19 protein-coding genes and 1 other annotated feature are annotated in these 22,940 nt (G+C 52.2%); of the genes, 4 read left to right on the top strand and 15 right to left on the bottom strand.

The window, feature by feature from the left end; genetic code table 11:
* Positions 1-7 precede the first annotated feature (7 nt).
* The 11 genes from murG to BQ2674_RS01850 all read right to left on the bottom strand — a co-directional run bounded on the left by murG (position 8) and on the right by BQ2674_RS01850 (position 13,127).
* Positions 8-1,138 carry an undecaprenyldiphospho-muramoylpentapeptide beta-N-acetylglucosaminyltransferase gene (gene murG / locus BQ2674_RS01900; RefSeq protein ID WP_075572181.1) on the bottom strand — a complete coding sequence of 377 codons (1,131 nt, stop codon included), beginning with the start codon at positions 1,136-1,138 and terminating at the stop codon, positions 8-10.
* A 38-nt stretch (positions 1,139-1,176) separates the two neighbouring features.
* Complete coding sequence (gene murD, locus BQ2674_RS01895; protein WP_075572180.1) at positions 1,177-2,544, bottom strand: UDP-N-acetylmuramoyl-L-alanine--D-glutamate ligase; 1,368 nt, start codon at positions 2,542-2,544, stop codon at positions 1,177-1,179.
* Positions 2,545-2,564: 20 nt separating this feature from the next.
* Positions 2,565-3,530, bottom strand: a complete 966-nt coding sequence (gene mraY / locus BQ2674_RS01890; protein ID WP_075572179.1) for a phospho-N-acetylmuramoyl-pentapeptide-transferase — start codon at positions 3,528-3,530, stop codon at positions 2,565-2,567.
* 2 nt (positions 3,531-3,532) lie between these two features.
* Positions 3,533-4,909: a UDP-N-acetylmuramoyl-tripeptide--D-alanyl-D-alanine ligase gene (locus tag BQ2674_RS01885; RefSeq protein ID WP_075572178.1), complete on the bottom strand. Its 1,377-nt coding sequence runs from the start codon at positions 4,907-4,909 to the stop codon at positions 3,533-3,535.
* Positions 4,910-4,911: 2 nt separating this feature from the next.
* Positions 4,912-6,414, bottom strand: coding sequence for a UDP-N-acetylmuramoyl-L-alanyl-D-glutamate--2,6-diaminopimelate ligase (locus BQ2674_RS01880; protein ID WP_075572177.1), 1,503 nt, complete (start codon positions 6,412-6,414; stop codon positions 4,912-4,914).
* A gap of 77 nt (positions 6,415-6,491) precedes the next feature.
* The gene (locus tag BQ2674_RS01875; RefSeq protein WP_075572176.1) at positions 6,492-6,854 is read right to left on the bottom strand and encodes an FtsB/FtsL family cell division protein; all 363 of its coding nucleotides are present in this window, start codon (positions 6,852-6,854) and stop codon (positions 6,492-6,494) included.
* A gap of 48 nt (positions 6,855-6,902) precedes the next feature.
* On the bottom strand, positions 6,903-7,835 hold the full coding sequence (rsmH, locus tag BQ2674_RS01870; RefSeq protein ID WP_075572175.1) for a 16S rRNA (cytosine(1402)-N(4))-methyltransferase RsmH: 933 nt from the start codon (positions 7,833-7,835) through the stop codon (positions 6,903-6,905).
* A gap of 8 nt (positions 7,836-7,843) precedes the next feature.
* Complete coding sequence (mraZ, locus tag BQ2674_RS01865; RefSeq protein WP_075572174.1) at positions 7,844-8,284, bottom strand: division/cell wall cluster transcriptional repressor MraZ; 441 nt, start codon at positions 8,282-8,284, stop codon at positions 7,844-7,846.
* 285 nt (positions 8,285-8,569) lie between these two features.
* Positions 8,570-9,526, bottom strand: coding sequence for a tRNA glutamyl-Q(34) synthetase GluQRS (gene gluQRS / locus BQ2674_RS01860; RefSeq protein ID WP_075572173.1), 957 nt, complete (start codon positions 9,524-9,526; stop codon positions 8,570-8,572).
* A gap of 8 nt (positions 9,527-9,534) precedes the next feature.
* Positions 9,535-12,468 carry an insulinase family protein gene (locus tag BQ2674_RS01855; RefSeq protein ID WP_075572172.1) on the bottom strand — a complete coding sequence of 978 codons (2,934 nt, stop codon included), beginning with the start codon at positions 12,466-12,468 and terminating at the stop codon, positions 9,535-9,537.
* A complete protein-coding gene (locus BQ2674_RS01850; RefSeq protein ID WP_075572171.1) occupies positions 12,468-13,127 on the bottom strand; it encodes an HAD hydrolase-like protein in 660 nt (219 codons plus the stop codon). Before BQ2674_RS01850 ends, BQ2674_RS01855 begins: the two co-directional genes overlap by 1 nt.
* Positions 13,128-13,258: 131 nt before the next feature.
* Between BQ2674_RS01850 and BQ2674_RS01845 the strand changes: the two genes are divergently transcribed.
* From BQ2674_RS01845 to BQ2674_RS01830, 4 genes are all read left to right on the top strand, one after another.
* Positions 13,259-13,708, top strand: coding sequence for a DUF523 domain-containing protein (locus BQ2674_RS01845; RefSeq protein WP_075572170.1), 450 nt, complete (start codon positions 13,259-13,261; stop codon positions 13,706-13,708).
* 65 nt (positions 13,709-13,773) lie between these two features.
* Complete coding sequence (gene lepB, locus BQ2674_RS01840) at positions 13,774-14,340, top strand: signal peptidase I (protein ID WP_187364823.1); 567 nt, start codon at positions 13,774-13,776, stop codon at positions 14,338-14,340.
* 64 nt (positions 14,341-14,404) lie between these two features.
* A complete protein-coding gene (locus BQ2674_RS01835; protein WP_075572168.1) occupies positions 14,405-14,779 on the top strand; it encodes a hypothetical protein in 375 nt (124 codons plus the stop codon).
* 73 nt (positions 14,780-14,852) lie between these two features.
* On the top strand, positions 14,853-16,511 hold the full coding sequence (locus tag BQ2674_RS01830; RefSeq protein ID WP_075572167.1) for an acetolactate synthase large subunit: 1,659 nt from the start codon (positions 14,853-14,855) through the stop codon (positions 16,509-16,511).
* Between the two features lie 63 nt (positions 16,512-16,574).
* Here the strand turns inward: BQ2674_RS01830 and BQ2674_RS01825 are convergent, their stop codons facing one another.
* From BQ2674_RS01825 to BQ2674_RS01810, 4 genes are all read right to left on the bottom strand, one after another.
* On the bottom strand, positions 16,575-17,228 hold the full coding sequence (locus BQ2674_RS01825; RefSeq protein WP_075572166.1) for a redox-sensing transcriptional repressor Rex: 654 nt from the start codon (positions 17,226-17,228) through the stop codon (positions 16,575-16,577).
* An 89-nt stretch (positions 17,229-17,317) separates the two neighbouring features.
* Positions 17,318-18,484 carry an O-antigen ligase family protein gene (locus BQ2674_RS01820; RefSeq protein WP_235828848.1) on the bottom strand — a complete coding sequence of 389 codons (1,167 nt, stop codon included), beginning with the start codon at positions 18,482-18,484 and terminating at the stop codon, positions 17,318-17,320.
* A 156-nt stretch (positions 18,485-18,640) separates the two neighbouring features.
* Complete coding sequence (locus BQ2674_RS01815; protein ID WP_075572164.1) at positions 18,641-19,951, bottom strand: bifunctional folylpolyglutamate synthase/dihydrofolate synthase; 1,311 nt, start codon at positions 19,949-19,951, stop codon at positions 18,641-18,643.
* 12 nt (positions 19,952-19,963) lie between these two features.
* On the bottom strand, positions 19,964-22,627 hold the full coding sequence (locus BQ2674_RS01810; RefSeq protein ID WP_075572163.1) for a valine--tRNA ligase: 2,664 nt from the start codon (positions 22,625-22,627) through the stop codon (positions 19,964-19,966).
* 48 nt (positions 22,628-22,675) lie between these two features.
* Positions 22,676-22,890 (bottom strand) — a binding site (T-box leader).
* Positions 22,891-22,940 lie beyond the last annotated feature (50 nt).

The raw sequence follows: 22,940 nt of genomic DNA, 5'->3' as shown, positions 1-22,940 counted from the left end.
CCTCGCTTCATCGTTTTGCGTATTTGCTTTTTGCCGCCAGTTCGAGCGCCATATTCGCGATTACCTGCGCCGCGTCGCTTCGTCCGATGGATAAGGCCGCAGTCGCCATTTTTTGTAAAAGAAGACGCTCTTCTTTTAAATGAATGATCTCTTCCAATAAGTCCTGCCCGGTCAAGAGTTTATCCAATATCATCCGTGCCGCCCCGCTCATGACAAAGGCCTGCGCATTATACCGCTGATGGTCTTCCGCCGCATACGGATACGGAATGAGAATGGACGGCAAGCCCCGGGCGGCGAGTTCCGCCAACCCGACGGCGCCGGCCCGGTAGACAACGAGGTCCGCCGCAGCCAATACTTCCGGCATATGGTGCGAATAGGGAATGATGCGGCTGCCCTTGCCGTAGAATCCCTGCCCGCTCACGCCGTCAAGCAGCTTTGTCACTCTGTCATATTCATGATCGCCCGTAATGTGAAGAATTTGGATATCCCCGGCATCCTTAAAGTGTTCATGTACGGGAATCATGGCCGTATTGATACTTCGCGCACCGCGGCTGCCGCCGGCGGCGACGAGAGTAAACTTATCCGGGTCAAAACCGAGGAAGGCGAGACCGTCCTTGCGGCTGACCGTTAAAATATCCTTGCGCACGGGATTGCCCGTAACGACGAGTTTATTCTTTTGTTTAAACCGTTTTTCCGCCTCTTCATAGCCCAAGGCGATTCGGTTGACAAAACGCGCCAAAACCATGTTGGTCACGCCGGGAATGACGTTCTGCTCCTGAATAAGCGTCGGTATGCCGCTGAGGCTTGCCGCCAGCAGGACAGGTCCGCAGACGAAACCGCCCGTGCCGATGACCACATGAGGTTTGAATTTGCGAATAATCCGTTCCGCCCCGAAAAGGCTGCCTGCAGTCTTGCACAAGGTGACTATATTGTGAACGGACAGTTTCCGCTCCAAGCCGCGCACATCCAAGGTCATAAACTCATAGCCCAGCTTGGGTATGAGCGTATTTTCCAGACCTTGTTTGGAGCCTATATATAAGATTTCAGTCGGTTCCGTCGCTTTAATGGCTTCGGCAATGGTAACGGCCGGGTATATATGTCCGCCCGTTCCGCCTCCGGATATAATCACGCGGCGCATGCGGCTTCTTCCTCCTCCGGGTATTCGTTTAACAGCATTTAAAGGGATGCAACAATATGCTTGAAATCGTCGCCCCGTTCTTCAAAGTGATTGTACATGTCGTAACTCGAGCAGGCCGGCGACAGGAGTACCGTCTGCGGCGGCGCCGCTATTTCATGAGCCAGTTTTACGGCCTCTTCCATGGAAAAGCCGACGCGGCGAATATCTTCTACGCCGGCCTTGCGCGCTTCCGTTTCAAAGCGCTCCGCCGCCTCGCCCAAGAGGATGAGTGTATCGACTTTTTCTTTGACAAGCTTCATAAAGCCGTCAAGAGACGTCATCTTGTCATGACCGCCGGCAATGAGAATCAAATGCCCGTCCGTAAATGCTTCCAGAGCCCTCTCGGACGCGTCCGTATTTGTCCCTTTCGAATCATTATAATAAGCTACGCCCTTTACGTCCCGTACCCATTCCAAACGGTGTTCAACACCGCGAAATTCTTTCAATACTTTCCGTATCGTTTCGACGGGCGCGCCTACGGCGTACGTCAACAAAGCTGCAGCCAGGCAGTTTTGTATATTGTGTTTGCCGAAAAGGTGCAGGTCTTTTTCGGCGCAGAGGCAAAGCTCTTCACCGTGCAGGCGGATATAGAGGTTCCCGTCTTTGGCAAAGGCACCGGCCGGTACTTCTTCGTGAACGGAAATATAGAGAACCGTACCCGTCAATTCCCGCCCCATAGGCCGCACTAAGGGATCATCGAAGTTCAGAACGGCGTAATCCGTATCCTCCTGGTTGAGAAAGATACGTTTTTTCGCCGCGCAGTACGCTTCCATCGTATGATGTCGGTCCAGGTGATCCGGCGTAATATTAAGGATAACGGCGGCCTTGGCTTTCAAAGAACTGGTAAATTCCAATTGAAAGCTGGAGAGCTCCGCCACGACGACGGCCGTACGCGGCAGATCTGCCGCTTCTTCGGAGAGACCGAGGCCGATATTGCCGCCGACGACGGTCTGCCGCCCCGTTTCTTTCATGATTTCGCCGACAAGGGTTGTCGTCGTCGTCTTGCCGTTCGTACCCGTAATACCGATGATATCCGCATTCGTCACACGGCAGGCCACTTCCACTTCACTCCATACAGATATACCGCGGCGGGCGGCTTCCTGCATGACCGGAATTTCTGACGAAATACCCGGAGACGGTACGACAATATGAGCGCCGTCCAAAATTTTATTGTCCTGGTGACCGAAAACGAGATCTATTCCCTGATTTTGCAGGGAAATCCACGGTTCCGCGCTTATGTCACGGTCTTTATTGTCGTTGAGCACGACTGTCGCGCCGTGCCGCTTCAGCACTGCCGCCGCCGCCCTGCCGCTGATGCCGGCGCCCAGGACGACGATTCGCTTACCCGTAAAGTCGCTTATACTCATATGCACACCTGCTTTAGATATTATTTATCCGCCAAAACGATAATAATAGAAAAAATGGCCGTTAGAGCGGAGAATACCCAGAAGACCGTAACGACCTTCACTTCACTCCAGCCGGACAATTCAAAATGATGATGAATGGGACTCATCTTAAAGATGCGCACGCCCCGCGTCTTAAAGGAAATGACCTGCAGAATGACCGACAACGCTTCAATGACATACAAACCGCCTGCCAGGACGAGGAGGAGCTCCGTTTTTGTCAGGACTGCAATTGCCGCCAAGGCGCCGCCTAAAGCAAGAGATCCCGTATCGCCCATAAACATCTTGGCCGGGTGTTGATTATAAAAGAGAAATCCCAGGCAGGCGCCTGCCAAGGAGGCACTGAAGAAGGCCATGCCGCCGTATCCCAAGGCGACGGCAATGACAACATAGGCAACGGCCGTAATGGCGCAGGAGCCAGCAGCCAGACCGTCCAGACCGTCCGTCAAATTTACGGCGTTCGTCGCGCCGACGAAGACAAAGAAGACGAAAATATAATAAAAGAATCCCAGGTCGATATTAAGCGCCGTAAAAGGCACCCACAAGGTCGTCGACAATTCAACGACATATTTTAAAATAAGGCAAAAGACGACGGACACAAGAGCCTGTCCGAAGAGTTTTTGCTTAGCTTTCAGGCCGAGGTTACGTTTCTTTACGGTCTTAATGGAATCATCCAAAAAACCGATGACCCCATTGCCAAGCGTAAGAAAAAGAGCCGCCCACTTGGCCGTATCCGCGCCGTTAAAGGCGACGCACGATACGAGAAGAGAAAAAAGAATTAGAATACCGCCCATAGTAGGCGTGCCGGCCTTATACTTATGGCTTTCCGGCCCTTCTTCCCGTTCTTCCTGACGTGCATGAAACGCTTTCAGTTTTTTTATGACGACAGGGCCTAAGATAATGCCTGCGGCGAGGCTGACAACAAAACCCATTATAAGCGTATTAAACATTCCTATTCCTTCCTTTCAAAATAGGGCAGAATTTTTTCCATGGCAAAACTGCGTGAACCTTTTAAGAGAACCGTATCGCCCGGCTTCATGATGTTGTGCAGGATGTCCGCCGCTTCGGCGTGGGTCGTAACGCTGTAGATGTTCATCAGACCCGCTTCCTTTGCGGCTTTGGCGATATAAAGAGCTTCGTCGCCCAAGGTAATGAGCACGTTTACACCTTTTTTTGCCAGAAGCACGCCTATTTTTTCATGCTCTTCCCGCATCCAGTCGCCGAGCTCAAGCATACCGCCGAGAACCGCCACGGTCCGACCGCCGGCCAGGGTAACGAGCATATTGACGGCTTCCGTCATGGACGCCGGATTGGCGTTGTACGCATCATTAATAAAGGTCACGCTGTCCGTATGCACCAGTTCCTGCCGCATGGGCACGCCGTGATACTCGGCAAGTCCCCGCTGCATTTGGTGCTCGCTCAGGCCGAGGAGTCTGCCTACGGCGACGGCCGCCAAGGCATTGTATACGTTGTGTACACCGATGACGGGCATGTGCACGTCCATGATTTGATCAAAGCATCGGCACGTAAAGGTCAATCCTTTTTCATCGTTTTTAATATTGCCCGCCATGACGGGTGCATCATTTTCTATACCGTAGCCGACGACCTTGCCTCGGCACTGCCCGGCCATGGCGGCGGCGCGTTTGTCGTCCTGATTGAGGACGGCCGTACCTTCGCTGTCCAGGGCTTCGACGAGCTCCGCCTTCGCCTTGGCAATATTCGCCTGTGAGCCCAAGAGCTCAATATGACTCTTGCCCACATTGGTAACGACACCTACGGTCGGTTCGGCAATGTCCGCCAGTTCCTTAATCTGGCCGCGGCCGCGCATGCCCATCTCGACGACGCACACGCCGTGCTCTTTCGTGAGTTGAAGAAGGGTCCGGGGCAAGCCTATTTCGTTGTTAAAATTTTTTTCCGTCTGCAACACATTATACTTCTGTCCGAGCACTGTCGCAATGAGGGATCGGGTCGATGTCTTTCCGGCCGATCCCGTCACGGCGACTACGGGAAGCATAAAACGGCGCCGGTGAAACCGGGCCAGGTCCTGATACGCTTTTAACGTGTCGGCAACAACAAAAATCGCGTAGTCACCGTCGACATAGAAGCGCTTGCCGTCTTCGACGATGACTGCGGCGGCACCGCTGCTGACAGCCTGTTCGACGAAATCATGACCGTCAAATTTTTCACCGCGCAAGGCGACAAAGACCGCGTCTTCACCGATAGTACGCGTATCCGTCTCAATACCCGTATAGACCATATCGTTTCTTCCCTGCCGCAGTACTTTTGCGCCTGTAGCCTGGATAATTTCCGCTTCCGTAAACGCGGCCATGTCTATCTCCCCTTTATCTGCACCTGCCGCACCGCTTCGAGGGCAACTTCCCGATCATCAAAGTGTACGGTACCGTCTTTCAATATTTGATACGTTTCATGTCCTTTTCCGGCAATAAGAACGAGATCGCCGTCGGACGCCATTTCAACGGCACGCGTAATGGCGGCACGGCGATCGACGATAACTTCGTAATGTTGTCCTTCTTTCAGACCCGCTTTTACGCCGGCTTCCACTTCGGACACGATAAACTCCGGATCCTCCGAGCGGGGATTGTCGGACGTAACAATAGGAATGTCCGCAAATTCGGCGCCGATTCGGCCCATAACGGGACGCTTCGTCCGATCTCTGTCACCGCCGCAGCCGAAGACGGCAATGAGGCGGTTCGGCTTCATGGCACGCGCTGTGGTCAGGGCTTTTTCCAGACTGTCCGGTGTGTGAGCGTAATCGACAACGACGGCAAAATCCTGACCTCCTTCGACGGGCTCAAAGCGGCCCGGCACGGAGTGAAAGGTCTGAATGGCCTTGTCGATGACATCCGTCGCAATGCCTTCGGCATAAGCGGCACCGACGGCGGCGAGAGTATTGTAAACGTTGAAAAGTCCCGTAATGCGCATATGCAGGGCCAGTTTGCCGAAGGGTCCCGCAATCCGGAAGGAAGAACTCTTTAAGCCGACATGCAAGTCGGTGCCGTACAGCTCCGCTTTCTTTTCCACTCCGTATGTAAGCACCTTGCAGCGCGTAGCCTTCATAATTTCCGCCGCATGAGGATCATCAATGTTGATAACGGCCGTCTTGTTTTCTTTGACCGGATCTTCCGCCGTAAGACCCGAGAAGAGCCGTGCTTTTGCAGCTACGTAATTTTCAAAGCTCTTATGAAAATCCAGGTGATCCTGCGTCAAGTTCGTAAAGACCGCCGTATCGTACTCAATGCCGGCCACGCGATTCAAGGTCAGGGCATGGCTGGATACCTCCATGACGACGTAATCCATGCCCTTTTTCTGCATAAGGGCCAGTAATTCCTGCAGTTCCACGACGTCCGGCGTCGTATTATGAATTTCCAATTCTTCATCATCAATAAGAGCGTGTATCGTACCGATGACACCGACGTGATAACCTGCAGCACGAAGGATGTGGGCGATAATATGAGACGTCGTCGTCTTGCCGTTCGTACCTGTAACACCGATCATACGCATGGCTTTGCCGGGATAGCCGTAGAAAAAAGGAACCATGTCTTCCAAGGCCGCGTGAATATCGGCTACCGTGATCTGCGTAATCTGCTGCGGCAAATCCAGGTGTTTCGTCGTCAAGACGGCAACGGCACCCTTTTCGACAGCCTGCCCCGCAAAGGAAGCTCCGTCTACGTGAAAGCCCGCAATGCAGACGAAGAGGTACCCTTTTTCGATTTTTCGGGAATCGGCGGAGATGCCGCATATTACTGAAGAGGCATTGCCTTCTATATTGTAACTGCCTTTAATTTCCTTACAAAGTTCTCTGACTGTTTTCACTTTCTCTGTCCCTCCCGTTCGACGACCGTTCGGCAAACAACAATAGCAGCCTTATAAAAAGGCTGCCCGTTTCGTCCTTATGATTGTGTTGAGCCGGCATGTCGTTTGTATAAAACCTTCGTCGGTACTACCATGCCCAACTCTTCCGTCGCCGTCTTGTAAATGCGCTCCGGCGATTCGAGCTTGGCTATTTCGACACGTAATATTTCGTTATCCCGTTGTAATTGCTGGACCTGCCGTTTTTCCTGCATGAGCGAATAGCCGTAATCGGTTCGCGCCGCCGACAGAGCAACGTAGACGATAAGGAAAAAAGCAATTAAGAAGACGGCAAACAGGGTCTTGAAAACGAGCTGATTAAACTTTTGTCGCTCCCTGCCGGCAGGTACGGCGACACTGCGGCTGCCTTCATATCCTATATAACCCGCTTTTCTTGCCAACATAATGCCAACACATCCATTTCTTCAACAATTAGGGATAATTACATTACCTTATATACGCGTACCTATACGTAATTTTGCGCTTCGCGCCCGCGGATTGGCCGTCAGTTCGTCTGCCGACGGGAAAACGGCTTTCCCGCTTACTTTCAGCACCGCCCTGTGTCCGCACGTACAAACGGGCATATCGGGCGGACAAATACAATTCGCCGCCAAGCGCTTTAAGGTCTGCTTGGCAATGCGGTCTTCCAAGGAATGGAAGGTAATGACGGCTATGCGGCCGCCCGGCTTCAATCGCTCCGCCGCAGTTCCAATGGCTTCTTTCAAAATGGCCAGTTCTTCATTCACTTCGATGCGAATGGCCTGAAAGGTCCGCTTTGCCGGATGAGGGCCGTCTTTCCTGGCCCCTGCAGGCACGGCTTTTTTTATAATCCGTACCAGTTCTTCCGTCCGGGAAATAGGAGCCTCTTGCCGCGCCGTCACGATGAAATTCGCAATTCGCCCGGCCCACCGTTCTTCACCGTAGTCCTTAATAATACGGTATAAGTCGGCCTCACTATACGTGTTGACCACATCGCAGGCGTTCTTGCGCCCGTTTGTGTCCATCCTCATGTCGAGGGGCCCGTCGTGCTGATAAGAAAACCCCCGCTCCGGCGTGTCAAGCTGATAGCTGGATACTCCCAAATCAAACATGATGCCGTCTGCACGGTCTATTCCCAGCTCATCCAAGGTTTCTCCCAAGTAACGGAAATTGCGCCGCACGGGAATAAACCTACAAGGTACATTTTTCATGCGCTCGCTTGCCGCCGCAACGGCATCGCCGTCCTGATCGAGGCCGATAATGATTGCTTCCGGTGCAAGAAGCTCCGCCAAGGCAAAGCTGTGGCCGCCGCCGCCTAAGGTACAGTCCACATAGATGCCGGCCACATCACCGACGAGAGCACGGACAGTTTCATTGCGGAGTACGGAAAGATGATGAAATGCCATGGTCCCTCCTAAAAATCCAGATCGCCGATACTGTCCAGACTTTCAGCTATCGCTTCCATAGCGGGTACCGTTTTAGCGGCATAGACTTCATAGGCTTCTTTACTCCAAATTTCTATTTTGTCTCCCGTGCCGAGAACGACAACATCTTTTATGAGTTTTCCATAATCACGCAGTGTCGCAGGAATCAGAATGCGTCCCTGCTTATCAAATTCCAGTTCGGCAGCGCTGCCGAAGAGAAACCGTTTAAAAGCGCGCACATTTTCTTTGGAAGCCTGCAATTTTTTCACGCTTTCCGCAAATTGTGCCCACGCTTCTTGTGTATAAACGGAAAGGCAGCCTTCGAGTCCGCGTGTAACGACAAAGGTTGCGCCCAATTCTTCCCGAAATTTTGCCGGCATAATGACCCGGCCTTTCGCGTCGACTGTGTGCGCGTATTCTCCCATAAACATCGGACTCTCGGCCTCCTTTCACATTTTAGTTTCACTTTTCACCACATTCTACCACAATCAAACACTTTATGACAACAAAAATAGAAAAAATTTTCCCGATTTTTCCGATAACCATGCGATTCATGGTAGCTCTTCCGTATTTATTTTTACAAATATAGTATATTTTTTTCTGTTTTTTAATTTTACATACTATATATGGTTTTCATTCAGGAAGAAAAATTTTTTCTTTTTACCTGTGAAAACACAAAAAAAGAAGCATGGCTTTTTCTGCCATACTTCTTTTTTTCAGTGTCCGAAATATTTAATGGCCTCTATGGGGTCGGCGTCTATGACAATATCTTTCACACCGATATTGCGGATATCAAACTGTTGCACCAACCGGTCCGGATCATAGAGGCATGCCTCATGAACGAGGCCGCCCTTATAGGCAAGATACGAAAGAATTTGTCGCCCCGTAATACCTTCGGCCCGCAGTTCACGCACCGTAATACCGTGTTGACGCTTGGAGAGACGGTGCCCCGCACAGTCGACGAGAAGAGGTACATGCGTGTATTCCGGCGTTTGATAACCGAGATAAGACGACAAAAGAATCTGCCGTCCCGTTGAACCGAGGAGATCTCTGCCGCGCAGGACATGAGTAATTCCCATGGCGCCGTCATCGACGGTGACGGCCAGCTGATAGGCATACATGCCGTCGGCGCGGCGAATGACAAAGTCACCGCACTTCGTGGGCAAGTACTCTTCCCGGAGACCGTATAAACCGTCCGTAAAGGAGATGCTTCGCTCCGGCACATGCAGCCTGAGAGAAGGCTTTTTTCGCTGTCGCCGCCGCTCCGTCTCGGTCAGGCCGTAACAACGGCCGTCGTATACACTCAGCTCTCCTTCATGAGGCGCGCCGCTGACGGCCATAATTCTGGCACGGCTGCAATAACAGGGATAGACGAGATTCAGCCGCTTTAACCGTTCAATGGCCGCCTCATACAGATTATACCGTTCCTGCTGCCGATACGGCCCGTACGGCCCGCCCGCATCGGGTCCTTCATCCCGGTCGAGGCCGAGAAACGTCAGATCTTCCATGATGGCACGCGTATATTCTTTTTTCGACCGCCCCTCATCAATATCTTCAATACGCAGAACCAGCGTACCGCCGCCCCGCCTCGCCTGCAGCCAACAGAGAAGGGCCGTCCAGACATTGCCCAAATGCATGTATCCCGTAGGACTCGGCGCAAAACGACAACGCATAATGCCCTCTAATCAGGCAGGGAAACGACTGCCGAAAAAAGTCCGGCCGCTTCTTTTATCTTCGTTTCGCTGCCCATAACGCAAAGGTTATTGTCATCCATAACGGCTTTCACGAGAGGTGCCAAGGCGCGAATATCCGCAGCCGTCGTCGCCAGCAGCTGATCGCGCCGCTTCTGTTTGTCCGCCGTCGTGCTTTTACCGAAGTAATTGGCCATGGCCGTCGCCGTGCGCGACTGCGGCGTAAAGGGGATATCAATCCGGCTTAGCGTGCCGATAATGTACTTCGTCATTTCCCTGTCGGAAACGTTGAAATTTTCCAGGTATTCCGGCAAATCGTCGTATATGCGTATCGTATCGGCCAAATTCGGATCGCGGTAGGAGCAGAAGACCATATCCCCCGTGTGGGAAAAACGCGTATGAGCGCCGTATGCGCCGCCTTGAACGCGCACCTTAATCCACAAGTACTCGTATTGCAGAATCGTCGTCAATACGGCCATGGAACCCGTATAGTCGTAGCCGTGTTTGCGGAAGTTGCCGCCCTTGGCGACGTACTGCACCTTGCCGCTCGTCATGATGCCCTCATTCTTACGCGTAAGTTCAAAGTGAACGTTCTCGCCGCCCGCTTCGCCGACGGGCATGGCTTCGAGCCACTGCGGCAAAGCCGCTGCGAGAGCTTCTTGTTCCGCATCGCCGCCCGTTACGGCGACAGTCATGCGGGCGCGGACGAAGAGTTTTTTCATAACCTTCGCCAGCTTATCGCCCGCTTGGACCGAAGTTTCGCGGATAACGGCAGCGAGTTCCGCAATAAAACGATAATACGACAGCTCACCTGCATCGGCAAAAGCCGCTCCTTGCGATACATACGAGAGAAGACGCTTCGTAACGAGTGTCTGTCCGTTGCGAAAGGCATCGGCATCCCAGCCGGTTTTATCTTCTTCTATGAGCTCGGCCAGGCGGGAACCGCCGGTGAAAACCGTCCGGCCCGTAATCTCCTGCAGCAAGGCGATGAGCTTATGTGTATTACGCGTAAGAGCCTTCGCCCTGATGCGGAAGTACGGTATATACTCCGCCGGATCGTTCATGAGGGCCTGTGAGCCGACGGTGTAGGAGATACCGCCCGTATGAAGGTCCGCAAGAGTTGCCAATTCGCCGTAAGTGCGGCTTTGTGTATCCAAGTCGCCGAGAACGTCGCTCAAAAGGTACACGTAGGGAAGCTCTTCCTGCGTAAAACCGCGCAGGTCGAAGTAGGCGTTCACATAGATGATACCGTTCGTCGCCGCTTCAACATGACACAAGGGGACGTCACCGCCCGTATGAACGACGGCAACGGCGTCTTGTACCGCTTTTTCCAAGTCGTCGCGCGACAAGGAGGGAATCGTCGCCAATGCTTCTTCCGAGTCGGGCGTTTCCTGTCTTTTTTTCAGGGCCGCCGCAGCTTCCATAATATGCCTGCACTGTTCGGGCGACAACGTTTCCTTATAGGCGGCAAGGCTTTTCGCCAAATCTTCTTCGCGCTTTTCCGTCAAGCCCGGCTCGGGCACGAGGGAGATGAGAGCGTAATAGGGATTGTTGAGAATATATTTTTCAATAACTGTTTCATAATAATTCGTTCCGATGCCGGCACGAAGAGTTTTGAGCGCATCCTCGTAGCGAAGCGCTTCAGCCGGCCGTCTGCCGTAGAGCCATGTATCCATACAGCGAATACCGTAAATAAGCCCCTTCGGGCGGCCGGCAAAGTCCGCTTCGCGAAGGAGAAATTCCAAGCGGTTGAGAGCGCCCGTAAGAAGTGTTTTGTCGATGCCCTCCTTTACGACGCGGCCAAAAAACTCCTGTACGAGCGGCAGAATTTTTTTCTGTGCCTCCGGTTCCGAACCGCCTACGCTGATACCCCACAGAGGCTGCAAAATACCGTCCTGAAAATCGCCGGAAATTTCCTTGCCCAAGCCGGCATCGATAAAAGCTTTTTTAAGCGGTGCCGCAGAGGACTGAAGAAAGACGTACGTCAAAACCTTGACGGCAAGACCCAGCACGGGATCCAAGGCATCATCCATGACGTAAGTCAAGGAATGCATCGTCTTTCGGGCCGTCTTTTCGCCCGATGCCACGCCGTACGGGTAGGTCCTGACCGTACGGCCCGGATAAGCCTGACGCGGGACGGCCGTCTGTGCGTCAATGGCCGTAAAGGTGCCCAAGTATTCGCGGTCCATAAAGGCGAGCGTGTCATCTATATCAAGATCGCCGTAGAGGAAAATATAGCTGTTCGACGGATGGTAAAAGCGCTTATGAAAGGCCACGAAATCTTTCTGCGTAAGCTTGGGAATGTCGTCGGGATAGCCGCCCGATTCGACGCCGTACGTCGTATCCGGGAAGAGATGCCGCATGACATGTCTGTCCAATTGTGAGTCGGGCGACGAGAAGACGCCTTTCATTTCGTTGTAGACGACACCGCTGTACGTAAGGGGGCCGTCGGGAGAGTCCAGCTCATAATGCCAGCCTTCCTGCTGCAGTATTTGCGGATCTTTGAGGAAATTAGGAAAAAAAACGGCATCCAAATACACATCCATGAGATTCCTGAAGTCGACGGCGTTGCAGCTGGCAACGGGATACATGGTCTTATCGGGAAAAGTCATGGCGTTAAGAAACGTATTAAGTGATCCTTTTACGAGTTCCACAAAGGGTTCTTTCAGCGGAAATTTCCGCGAGCCGCATAAGACGGAGTGCTCACAAATATGGGGCACACCCGTGTTGTCCGTCGGAGTTGTACGAAAAGATACGGAAAAAACCTTGTTATTGTCGTCATTTGCCAAATAAAACACGCCGGCACCGGACTTTTCGTGCGTCATTTCGTAAGCCGTGCTTTGTACTTCATCAATAAACTCGACGGAATGTATACGGAATCCGTGATGCACTGTTCCCGCCTGCCAACCTTCTTTATATGTCATTAATTTTCCTCCTTTTCTCCCAGCAATATATGCTGCAATGCGTCCACTGTGGGCGCGTAATAATCGGGCACGTACTCACGGCGCTCCGCTTCACTGCCGTAACCGAAGCCGACGTTAATGACGGCAATGCCGTTTTTGCGCGCCCCCAGGACATCAAACTTCCTGTCGCCCGTCATGACGACTTCAGCCTTTTTATAATCACCGATTTTATTGAGAACATTCCCGATAATGCGGGCCTTGTCTTCGGAACCGCCCGTTTCGGCACCGCATATTTCCGTTAAATACGGCAAAAAGCCGAATCTGTCGCAAATAGAAAGGGCGTGAACCTGCGGCTTCGACGTGGCGATATATAAATTTCTGCCCCGTTGCCGCAAGAATTGCAGGAGTTCCCCGATACCCGGATACGGTTTATTTTCAAAAAGACCGATTGTACCGTACCGCTCCTGAAAATAGTCATATAATCGGCGCGCTTTTTTCTCGGGAAAGCCGTAGGTTTTCGTAAAGGTGACCATGAGCGGCGGCCCGATGACGATTTCCTTGTTCAGGCGCCCGTCCGTCGATTCGCCTTCCTTTTTCAAAGCGTAGGCAATGGATTTTACAATCCCTTCGTGTGACTCCGTCAGCGTCCCGTCCAAATCAAACAGGATATGTTTAAACATATATACTTCCCCCTAACCCGTCCATACTCTAGTATGATATCATTATGGCGACGGGCATACAACGTCGGAGCCCGCAAATTTTTGATAAAACGGAACGGGTTTATTTTTAAACTCTTGAAGGAGCCGCATTTATGAATATCCTGATCAGCGCCTGCCTCCTCGGCAAAGCCTGTCGCTATGACGGCAGATCGAAAACCTATACTGCCGTTACGGCTCTGCAAAAAAGGTCGGACATCCGCCTTATCCCCGTCTGTCCCGAAGAAGCCGGCGGCCTCTGTACGCCTCGCCCGCCGGCGGAGCGACGGGACGACAAGGTCGTGACCGGGGACGGCATGGATGTGACGGCCGCGTACCGTCGCGGTGCCGCCGAAGCCCTGCGCCTTGCGCTGGCCTATAACTGCGCCTGCGCTGTTTTAAAAGAAAAATCGCCGTCCTGCGGCATGAAAGAGATTTACGACGGTACTTTTACGCGCACCCTCGTCAAAGGACGCGGCGTAACTGCCGAAATGCTGCAAAGCGCGGGCCTTACGGTTCTGGGCGAATCGGACATAAAAGACTTTCTCGCCTCCTTGCCTACATAATCAAGACACCGTATTTACATTGGAAAGGGCCTTTGATACAATGGGAACGTACGCAAGGAGGTAATATTTTGAACGCAATTATACGGGAAATCTACGAATGGCTTTACTCTATTGTCATCGCCCTGGCCATTGCTATGGTCATCCATATTTTCTTTCTGCAGCCGACGCGCGTGTCCGGCGAATCGATGGTACCGACACTGCACAACGGCGAGTACCTGGTCGTTGAAAAATGGGACCACATCTTCCGCAATGAGCCGAACTACGGCGATATCGTCATCATCGACAGCCGCGTCCTCTACGACCGCACCTGGCTGGATGACGCCGTCGAACCGCTGCACAACTACCTGGCCTTTTTCGATTCGAAGCTGCAGACGAAAAATGTCTGGGTTAAGCGAGTCATCGGCAAGAGCGGCGACAGGCTGGCCTTTCATGACGGCAAGGTTTGGCGCAACGGCGAAGCCCTTGACGAACCGTACATCAATAAGGGCGAAATGGATTACAGCCGCCAAGGCGAGGTCATCGTGCCCGAAGGCTATGTCTTCTGTATGGGTGATAATCGCAACCACAGCACGGACAGCCGTTTTATCGGCCCCGTCCCGCTTGACCACGTCCTCGGCAAGGTTATTTGGTAGCCCCGTTTCCCCGTTCGTGCTATACTAATCCATATACTATATAAAATGAAGGCGGTGTTCTCACGTGAAAACAAAAAAAATTCTTCTTTCCTTAGGCTTGGCATTGGCTATGGCCGTCTCCGTCTGCGCTGCAAAGGACAACATTTGGCAGTATAATCAAAATATTGCCATTAACATGAGTTCCGCAAAAGTGACCACGGAAAACGGCATGACCGTTCTCACCTTCGAAACGACGGAAACCTTCGGCGAATCGACGGATCAGTGCACATACGTATACAATGTGGACGACCAGACGATTCAGCTGAAAGAACTGGTCTCCAAAGTAGGCAAGAAAAAATTCAAACAGAACTTCTACCCCCAGTCCATTGCCAACGGCAACGATGTCATAAAGGGCCGGGCTCATATGGCTGAGCTCGTACTCCAACGAGTACGGCACTGATACAGTTACAAAAGGCCGCCTTCAGAGGTCGGCTTTTTTCACATTGTTACACCATCATAAAGGAGTTTTTGTAATGACGGAGAGAAAAGAGCAGCGCAATACGGCGGATTTATTGGTTGAATGTTTGGAAGAAGAAGGCGTTCATTATATATTCGGCATTCCCGGCGAAGAAAATTTGGCCGTCATGAATGCACTGGAACACTCAAAAATTAAATTCATTACCGTGCGCCATGAACAGGGTGCCGCCTTTATGGCCGATATTTACGGCAGGCTGACGGGACAGGCCGGCGTCTGCATGGCAACCCTCGGCCCGGGTGCGACCAACCTGATTACGGGCGTCGCCGATGCGGACAGCGACGGGGCGCCTCTCGTTGCCATTACGGGCCAGGTCAGCACGGATAAGATGCATATTACGGCACACCAATACTTGGATCTGCGCGCCATGTTCGAACCCATTACGCGCCGCGCTTACACGGTCGTTCGTCCCGATACGATTGCCGAAATTACGCGACTTGCCTTTAAATATGCCGAACGGGAAAAGCCGGGCGCTACTTTTATCGATCTGCCCGTCAATATCGGCCTTATGCCTGTAGGTGACAAAGATCGGCCCTTGCGGCACAAGTGCATTAAGCCGGAAAAAGCCTTGGAACCTGCCGTCGATGCGGCTGCCGAACTTATTTCATATGCCCGTAATCCGGTTATTCTTGCCGGAAACGGCGTCATTCGCAGCAAGTCCGCAGAAAAGTTGACAGCCTTTGCGGAAAAATTAAAACTCCCCGTCATCAACACGATGATGGCAAAGGGCGCCATTCCCTTTAACAATCCCTATTCTCTCTGGACCGTGGGCATTCCCATGGACGATTACCAGACAAAGGTATTGGAAGAAGCCAGTCTCGTCATCTGTGTGGGCTATGATATTATTGAATATGCGCCCAATAACTGGCACCACGGCAATGCCGACATCATCCATATCGACACGATGCCGGCAGACATCAACAAGACCTATCAACCTGAAATCGAGGTGGTCGGTGACATTACGGACTCTCTCGACCGCATCATGAATAAGGCCGCACGCCTCTTGGAACCGACCTCCGCCCTCGATATTCGCAATAAAATGGTAGCCGAACACGAACAGTACCGTAACGACACGGCCTTCCCCATGAAACCGCAGAAAGTCCTTATCGACGCGCGGGAAGTCATGGGTGAAGATGATATTGTCATTACGGACGTAGGCGCAAACAAGGTCTGGACGGCGCGCCACTATAACTGCTATAAGCCCAATACGTGTATTATTTCCAACGGCTTTGCCACGATGGGCCTTTCCGTTCCCGGCGCCATTGCGGCCAATCTCGTGCACCCGGACTGCAAGGTTCTCGCCATTACGGGCGATGCGGGCTTTATGATGAACTGCCAGGAATTCGAAACGGCCCACCGCTTGGGCTCCCGATTCGTTACGCTCATCTTCAACGACCGAAGCTACGGCCTCATTAAGTGGAAACAACAAATGCAGTACGGCCATCCGGCTTATGTGGACTTTACAAACCCGGACTTCGTCAAACTTGCAGAAAGTATGGGCGCTGTCGGCTATCGCATCACAAAGGCCGAAGACCTTTCGCCTACGCTGGAAAAAGCATTTAAACAGGAAAAACCGGTTGTTATCGACTGCCCCGTCGACTACAGTGAAAACATGAAGCTTTACCATCACTTGAATGAGCTGAGTGAAGCCCTATAAATGTACGGCAAAAACGCTCTCTTGCAGAAGCAAGGGAGCGTCTCTTTTTTACAGGATGAAATATTATTCCGTTACGGCTGCCGTTTCCGACTTATTCGTCAAGTAGTAAGAAATACGACTCAAACCGATAGACAGATCTTCGCGAAATACGAATATATGCGACGGCAGGTTAAGACGAATGGGCGCAAAGGACAAGATGCCGCGTACGCCGCCGGCCACCATCTGATCGGCAACCTGTTGCGCTACGGAAGCGGGAGTCGTAATGATGCCGATTTGAATCTCCGTCTGCCGAATGGTTTCTTCCATTTCCGATATGGGCGTAACGATGATACCGCCGACGCTTTGACCGATAATGCGGTGATCTACGTCGAAAAGTCCCGTCGTGCGGAAGCCGAGCCGGCCGAAAGTCTTATAATTGGCGAGGGCCCAGCCTAAGTGGCCGATGCCGGCAATCCCGACCTTCCAGTGTTGCTGCAGACCGATGATTTCAACGATTTGCTGACTCAGTTCATTGACGTAATAGCCTACACCTTTTTTGCCGAATGCGCCGAAGCAGGTCAAATCCTTGCGAATCTGTTCCGGCGTAATACCCAGCCGTTCTCCCAGTTTTTCGGAAGAAATGATGTCAATACCTGCGTCCTGCAACAGTAAGAGATCTCTATAATACAGCGGCAAACGTTCAATGACCGCATCGGATATTACTTTTCTCTGTCTCATTTCCAATTTCCTCCCGGACGGACGACGCGCCTATATAATAAATCCAAGTCCTTAAAGGGACCTATGCAATAATCTAGGATTATTATATATTAATGTGAATAATTTCGCAAACCATTTTCCCTTCCCTGCGCATTTTCGGCATAATCGTTACAAAAGAGCGCACTTATGAGCCAAAAAATCATAGACACTTGGGTACTGAATAAATCATCATCACTGAGTCCGCTCACGGAAATAGCGGCGACAACACATATGACGGCCGCCGCGAGCATGTAAGAAAAAGATTCCTTGCAAGCCTTCAGGAGTTGTAACCGGCCGTAATGAAAGTGTCCGAAAAAGAAGGTGAAAAACGTAATAAATCCGGCTAACCCCGTCTCGGTGAGTATGTTTAAAAATAAATTATGGCAATGAAAAATAGTAATACCCGCTTTTTGAATCAATTCATTATAAGCGGGGTAAGCAAACTTGAAGGCACCCCAGCCGATGCCGAAAAAAGGGTGATCCAGCCACATTTCGACGGTATCGCTCCACATATCGAGCCGCATGGCGACGGACGTATCCGCCTCGCGGTGGCCGAAAATGGAGATGAACCGATCCGCAATACCGCCATGATAGAAGAGAAGAACTGCAGGAATTGCCAAAAAGACAACCCATATGCGCCGGTCCCAAATAAGTCCCAGGATGAAGGCCATGACGGCCGCACTGATCCAGGCGCCGCGGGAATATGTAAGCAAAAGGCATAAGGCGAGGAGACAAAAGAAACCGAGGCCTGCCGCTTTGTACACTTTTTTACGCACCCACAACGAAACGGAGGCGGTCACGCCCATGACTGTCAGCAAGTAAGCCGATAAAAGATTGGGATTGTACAAGGTGGAATACATGCGCCGCTGCAATAAGGGAAAGGCAGACGAATCAACCCATTCCGATTCCTGCAGAGTCAGCATGTGTACATACTGATACAGGCCGTAGAAGGCAACGACGGCGGCACCCGCCATGATAACGCACACAAAAAGACGGCGTTCCCTTTCACCGCGTACGAAGAGAATGATGCCTATATATAGGAGAATATATTGATACACCGTAAACATATAAAAAGCCGCGCCGAAGAGTGCCCGCGGCGAACCGGCCAGGGAAACAAGAGCCGCAGCGGCAAAGAGCGCCGCCGGCACCATAAGAGGCATGTCCCTGTGCTGCGGCACACCGTAGCGAAGACAATAGAGAACGGCCAGAATGCATGCTGCGGCAAAAAAAACTTCCATCACATAAAGGTGTAGGGGTATAAAAAAAGCGGTCCCCAAGAGAGCATATACGATACGTATTCTTGCTTTTTCTTGAGGACTGCCGCCGTATAAAGCCGAGAGGTTCATCATAAATCTCCTTCCGACTTAGATTATACGGACTTCTTCCGCTCTTGTCTATATTCCCGTGCAGCCGCCGCGTTCCCGTAAAAAGCGCCGCACCGGCTCCTGCATATAAAGAGAGCCGACAACGCAGCACACGTCGTCCGGCGCCATCATGTCCAGCGCCTTTTCCAGCGCCGCTTCGGGCGACGGGGCCGTTTCCGCACGCGTACCGATAAGGGCGGCTATCTCTTTCGGGTCGGCCGTACGCGGACTCGGCGCAGGTGCGCAAATGATACTATCACCGTCTCGGAAGAGGAGATTGATCATGTTCCCGTATTCCTTGTCAGCCAAGACGGCAAAGACGAAAATGCGCCTGCGGTTTCCGAACACTTCATCATACGTCTCGGCAAAGGCGGCTGCCCCGGCCGCATTGTGAGCACCGTCAATGACAACGGTCTTGCCGTCCGTCGTGAGAACTTGAAACCTGCCGGGCCAACGCACGGAAGCGATGCCCTTTCGGACAACCTCAGCCGTAACGGCCGTATCAAAACGGCTTATATATTGCAAGGCCGCCGCGGCAAGACAGCAGTTTTTCGCCTGATGTTCACCGAGAAGAGGGAAATACACGTCACTCGCCTTTTCACCTGTACGGACGCGCACGTACTGCAGCCGCATGCCGTCACGCACGACATTTTTTCGTTCCGGGCAGTTTATGTCCACACCGAAGACATGAAGGGGCGCGTGTTTTTCGGCACTCACTTTCTTTATTTCTGCCAGGGCCGTGCCGGTCGCCGCCGTCACGACGGGAACGCCCGCTTTAATGATGCCGGCCTTGTGGCGGGCAATTTCTTCGATCGTATTGCCGCAATAGGCCATGTGATCCATGGCGACATTAGTAATGACGGAAACGACGGGAATAATGACGTTCGTCGAGTCAAGGAGGCCGCCGAGGCCGACTTCAATGACGGCGTACTCGACCTGTTTTTCCGCAAAATAGAGAAATGCCATAGCCGTAAGCAGTTCAAATTCTGTCGGCGATTCGAAGCCGTCCTCTTTCATGGCCTCGGCGGCTTCTTTAATCGTCTCCGTTACGGCGGCGAATTCGGCTTCGCTTATATTTTCACCGTCAATGGCCATCCGCTCCGTATAGGCCTCCAAATGAGGCGACGTGTAGCGGCCCGTCTTCTTCCCCGCCGCGGTGATTCCGGCGGCAATCATAGCCGTAACGGAACCCTTGCCGTTCGTCCCCGTCACATGGACCGTTTTATATTGTTTCTGCGGATTGCCTGTACGTTCCAAGAGCTCATGAATTCTCATGAGCCCCGGCTTGATTCCGAACGGGCAGGCGCTTTCCAAATACTGAATTGCTTCTGCGTATGTCATTAAACCGTTCCTTTATAAGTTTTTCAATTCTTCCATGCGTTTTGTCAATGCCGTCAGTTTCTCTTTGTAAGAGAAGAGTTTTTCCCGTTCCTTTTCGACGACGGCCGTCGGCGCTTTGTCCGTAAAACCCGCATTGGCCAATTTTTTTTCCAGCCGTTCAATTTCACCCTGCGCCTTTTCCCGTTCTTTTGCAATCCGCTCCGTTTCCTTTTCCACGTCAATCAGATCTTTTAAGAGCAGGTACACCTCCATACGCGGTACAACGGCTACGACGGCGTTTTCCGGCTTTTTGTCCGTCGGCGGGAGAAAGCGGACGGCATCGACAAAGGCGAGTGTGCGGAAATAGCTTTCATAGTCATGCAGCGTATTCGCCATGTCATCGTCTGCCGGAATAAGTGTAACAGGTGCCTTCCTGCCCATGGGCACGTTCGCTTCGGCACGCATGTTGCGAATGGCCTTGACCGCTTCCATCATGATATTCATCGTGTCGGCCGCTTCCGTAAAGTCCCATTCCTCTTTAGCCTCAGGCCAGGGAGCGACAATAAGGCTTTCACCTTCATGAGGCAGATGCTGCCACAAGTGCTCCGTCACAAAGGGCATGAAGGGATGGAGCAGGGCAAGTGTCCGCGTAAGGACATAGACGAGAACGTACTGTACGGTCTGCCTGTTCCGCGCATCGTCCGAATTGTAGAGGCGCTGTTTCGCCAATTCAATATACCAGTCGCAGAAAGAGTTCCAGCTGAAATCGTAGACCGCTGCGGCCGCATCGCCCAGCTCATACGAGTTAAGGTGCTTCGTCACGGCGCGAACTACGTAATTGTACGAAGCGAGAATCCACTTGTCTGCCAGCGTAAGGTCTGCCGCCGTCGGCGTAAAGCCCGGGTCATAGCCTCCCAGGTTCATAATGACGAACTTCGACGCGTTCCAAATCTTGTTGGCATAGTTGCGGTTCGCTTCAACCCGCTCCATGTAAAAGCGCATATCGTTGCCCGGCGTATTGCCCGTTACGAGGGTAAAGCGCAGAGCGTCGGCACCGTATTCATCGCTTACGACCAACGGATCGATGCCGTTGCCCAGGGATTTGCTCATTTTGCGGCCCCGGCTGTCGCGGACGAGTCCGTGAATGAAGACGTCCCGGAAGGGCACCTCCTTCATGAACTCGCAGGTGGCAAACATCATACGCGCCACCCAAAAAAAGATGATGTCGTAACCCGTAACGAGAACGCTCGTCGGGAAGAACCGCTTGAGATCCGGCGTTTCATCGGGCCAGCCCATGGTCGAAAAGGGCCACAGGGCCGAACTGAACCACGTGTCGAGGACATCCGGATCCTGGTGAATGTGTGTGCCGCCGCAGTGGGAGCATGCCGTCAAATCCGTGCGGCTGACGCTGATTTCGCCGCAGTCGTCACAGTACCAGGCGGGAATTTGATGACCCCACCAGAGCTGACGGGAAATGCACCAGTCGTGAATGTTTTCGAGCCAATGATTATATATCTTTTCAAACCGTTCGGGAATAAACTTCGTTTTGCCGTCGGCAACGGCCTTGAGGGCATCTGCGGTCAACGGCTTCATCTTGACGAACCACTGCTTTGTCGAAAGCGGTTCGACCGTTGTCCTGCAGCGCGAACAGTGGCCGACGGCATGGCTGAGATCTTCAATGTGATCGAGAAGGTTCAGTTCCTTAAGGTCTTGTACAACGGCCCTGCGGCATTCCTTCAAGGTCATGCCGTCGTATTTTGCGCCGGCCGCCGCATTCATGGTGCCGTCCAGGTTCATGATCATGACGGATTCCAAGTTGTGCCGTTCTCCCATTTCAAAGTCGTTGGGGTCGTGAGCGGGCGTGATCTTTACGGCACCCGTACCGAATTCCATGTCCACGTAATCGTCGCCGATAACAGCCGCTTCTCTATCGACCAAGGGCACGTGCACCTTCTTGCCGATATATTTCTTCAACCGTTCGTCATTGGGGTTTACGGCAACGGCCGTATCACCCATAATCGTTTCCGGCCGGGTTGTGGCAATCATGATGTAATCGTCCTCGCCGACGACGGGGTATTTTACATACCACAAGTGTCCTGCTTCATCGGCGTGATCCACTTCAATATCGCTCAAAGCCGTATGACAGTGAGGGCACCAGTTTGTAATGCGGTTTCCCCGATAAATAAGTCCTTTTTCGTACAGAGCGACGAATACTTCCCGTACGGCCCGAGCACAGATGTCATCCATGGTGAAGCGCTTGCGCGTCCAGTCACAGGATGAGCCGAGACGGCGAACCTGCTGCTCGATGCGGCTACCGTATTTTTCTTTCCACGCCCACACGTGTTTGAGAAATTCTTCGCGGCCTATATCATACCGCGTTTTTCCTTCTTCCGCGGCCAACTGTTCCTCTACCTTGACCTGTGTGGCAATGCCTGCGTGATCCGTGCCGGGAATCCAGACTACGTTATATCCTTCCATTCGCTTAAAGCGAACGAGAATATCTTGCAGCGTATTATCCAGTGCATGCCCCATATGAAGCTGCCCCGTTACGTTAGGAGGCGGCATGACAATACTGTAAGGCTCGCGGGACGTGTCGGGCTCTTCATGAAAATAGCCCTGCTTCTCCCAAAATTCATACCACTTCGCTTCAATTTCTCCGGGATTATATTTTTCCAGTTTTTCCTTATTCCACTGCATATATAAACGCCTCCTTCATATAAAAAAAAACGCCCTTTCATCCTAAGAACTTAGGACGAAAGAACGTCAATTCCTTCCGCGGTACCACCTAATTTATTACGCCCTTTGCGCAACCTCTCGTCTGCAAATAACGGCTGCCTTCCGGACAGGCCTTTCTTCCTGTCGGCTCACGGGTGACTTGTCTCTTTCTCCATCAGCGCTTTTCCACCTGACAGCGCCTCTCTGTCATGAATAGGAAGACTTCTTCCGCTCATCGCTTTTTATTGAGTTATATGGTAACAACTTTAATGCCTATTGTCAAGATACGGTAAAA

The organism is Megasphaera coli, from assembly GCF_900095855.1.
Classification (GTDB): Bacteria; Bacillota; Negativicutes; order Veillonellales; family Megasphaeraceae; genus Megasphaera; species Megasphaera massiliensis_A.
This window is presented reverse-complemented; position numbering and strand designations above follow the sequence as displayed.

Excerpts from the sequence above, each read along its gene's own strand:
- murG (WP_075572181.1), bottom strand. The coding sequence starts at position 1,138 with ATGCGCCGCGTGATTATATCCGGAGGCGGAACGGGCGGACATATATAC.
- murD (WP_075572180.1), bottom strand. The coding sequence starts at position 2,544 with ATGAGTATAAGCGACTTTACGGGTAAGCGAATCGTCGTCCTGGGCGCC.
- mraY (WP_075572179.1), bottom strand. The coding sequence starts at position 3,530 with ATGTTTAATACGCTTATAATGGGTTTTGTTGTCAGCCTCGCCGCAGGC.
- BQ2674_RS01885 (WP_075572178.1), bottom strand. The coding sequence starts at position 4,909 with ATGGCCGCGTTTACGGAAGCGGAAATTATCCAGGCTACAGGCGCAAAA.
- BQ2674_RS01875 (WP_075572176.1), bottom strand. The coding sequence starts at position 6,854 with ATGTTGGCAAGAAAAGCGGGTTATATAGGATATGAAGGCAGCCGCAGT.
- rsmH (WP_075572175.1), bottom strand. The coding sequence starts at position 7,835 with ATGGCATTTCATCATCTTTCCGTACTCCGCAATGAAACTGTCCGTGCT.
- mraZ (WP_075572174.1), bottom strand. The coding sequence starts at position 8,284 with ATGTTTATGGGAGAATACGCGCACACAGTCGACGCGAAAGGCCGGGTC.
- gluQRS (WP_075572173.1), bottom strand. The coding sequence starts at position 9,526 with ATGCGTTGTCGTTTTGCGCCGAGTCCTACGGGATACATGCATTTGGGC.
- BQ2674_RS01855 (WP_075572172.1), bottom strand. The coding sequence starts at position 12,468 with ATGACATATAAAGAAGGTTGGCAGGCGGGAACAGTGCATCACGGATTC.
- BQ2674_RS01850 (WP_075572171.1), bottom strand. The coding sequence starts at position 13,127 with ATGTTTAAACATATCCTGTTTGATTTGGACGGGACGCTGACGGAGTCA.
- BQ2674_RS01845 (WP_075572170.1), top strand. The coding sequence starts at position 13,259 with ATGAATATCCTGATCAGCGCCTGCCTCCTCGGCAAAGCCTGTCGCTAT.
- BQ2674_RS01830 (WP_075572167.1), top strand. The coding sequence starts at position 14,853 with ATGACGGAGAGAAAAGAGCAGCGCAATACGGCGGATTTATTGGTTGAA.
- BQ2674_RS01825 (WP_075572166.1), bottom strand. The coding sequence starts at position 17,228 with ATGAGACAGAGAAAAGTAATATCCGATGCGGTCATTGAACGTTTGCCG.
- BQ2674_RS01820 (WP_235828848.1), bottom strand. The coding sequence starts at position 18,484 with ATGGAAGTTTTTTTTGCCGCAGCATGCATTCTGGCCGTTCTCTATTGT.
- BQ2674_RS01815 (WP_075572164.1), bottom strand. The coding sequence starts at position 19,951 with ATGACATACGCAGAAGCAATTCAGTATTTGGAAAGCGCCTGCCCGTTC.
- BQ2674_RS01810 (WP_075572163.1), bottom strand. The coding sequence starts at position 22,627 with ATGCAGTGGAATAAGGAAAAACTGGAAAAATATAATCCCGGAGAAATT.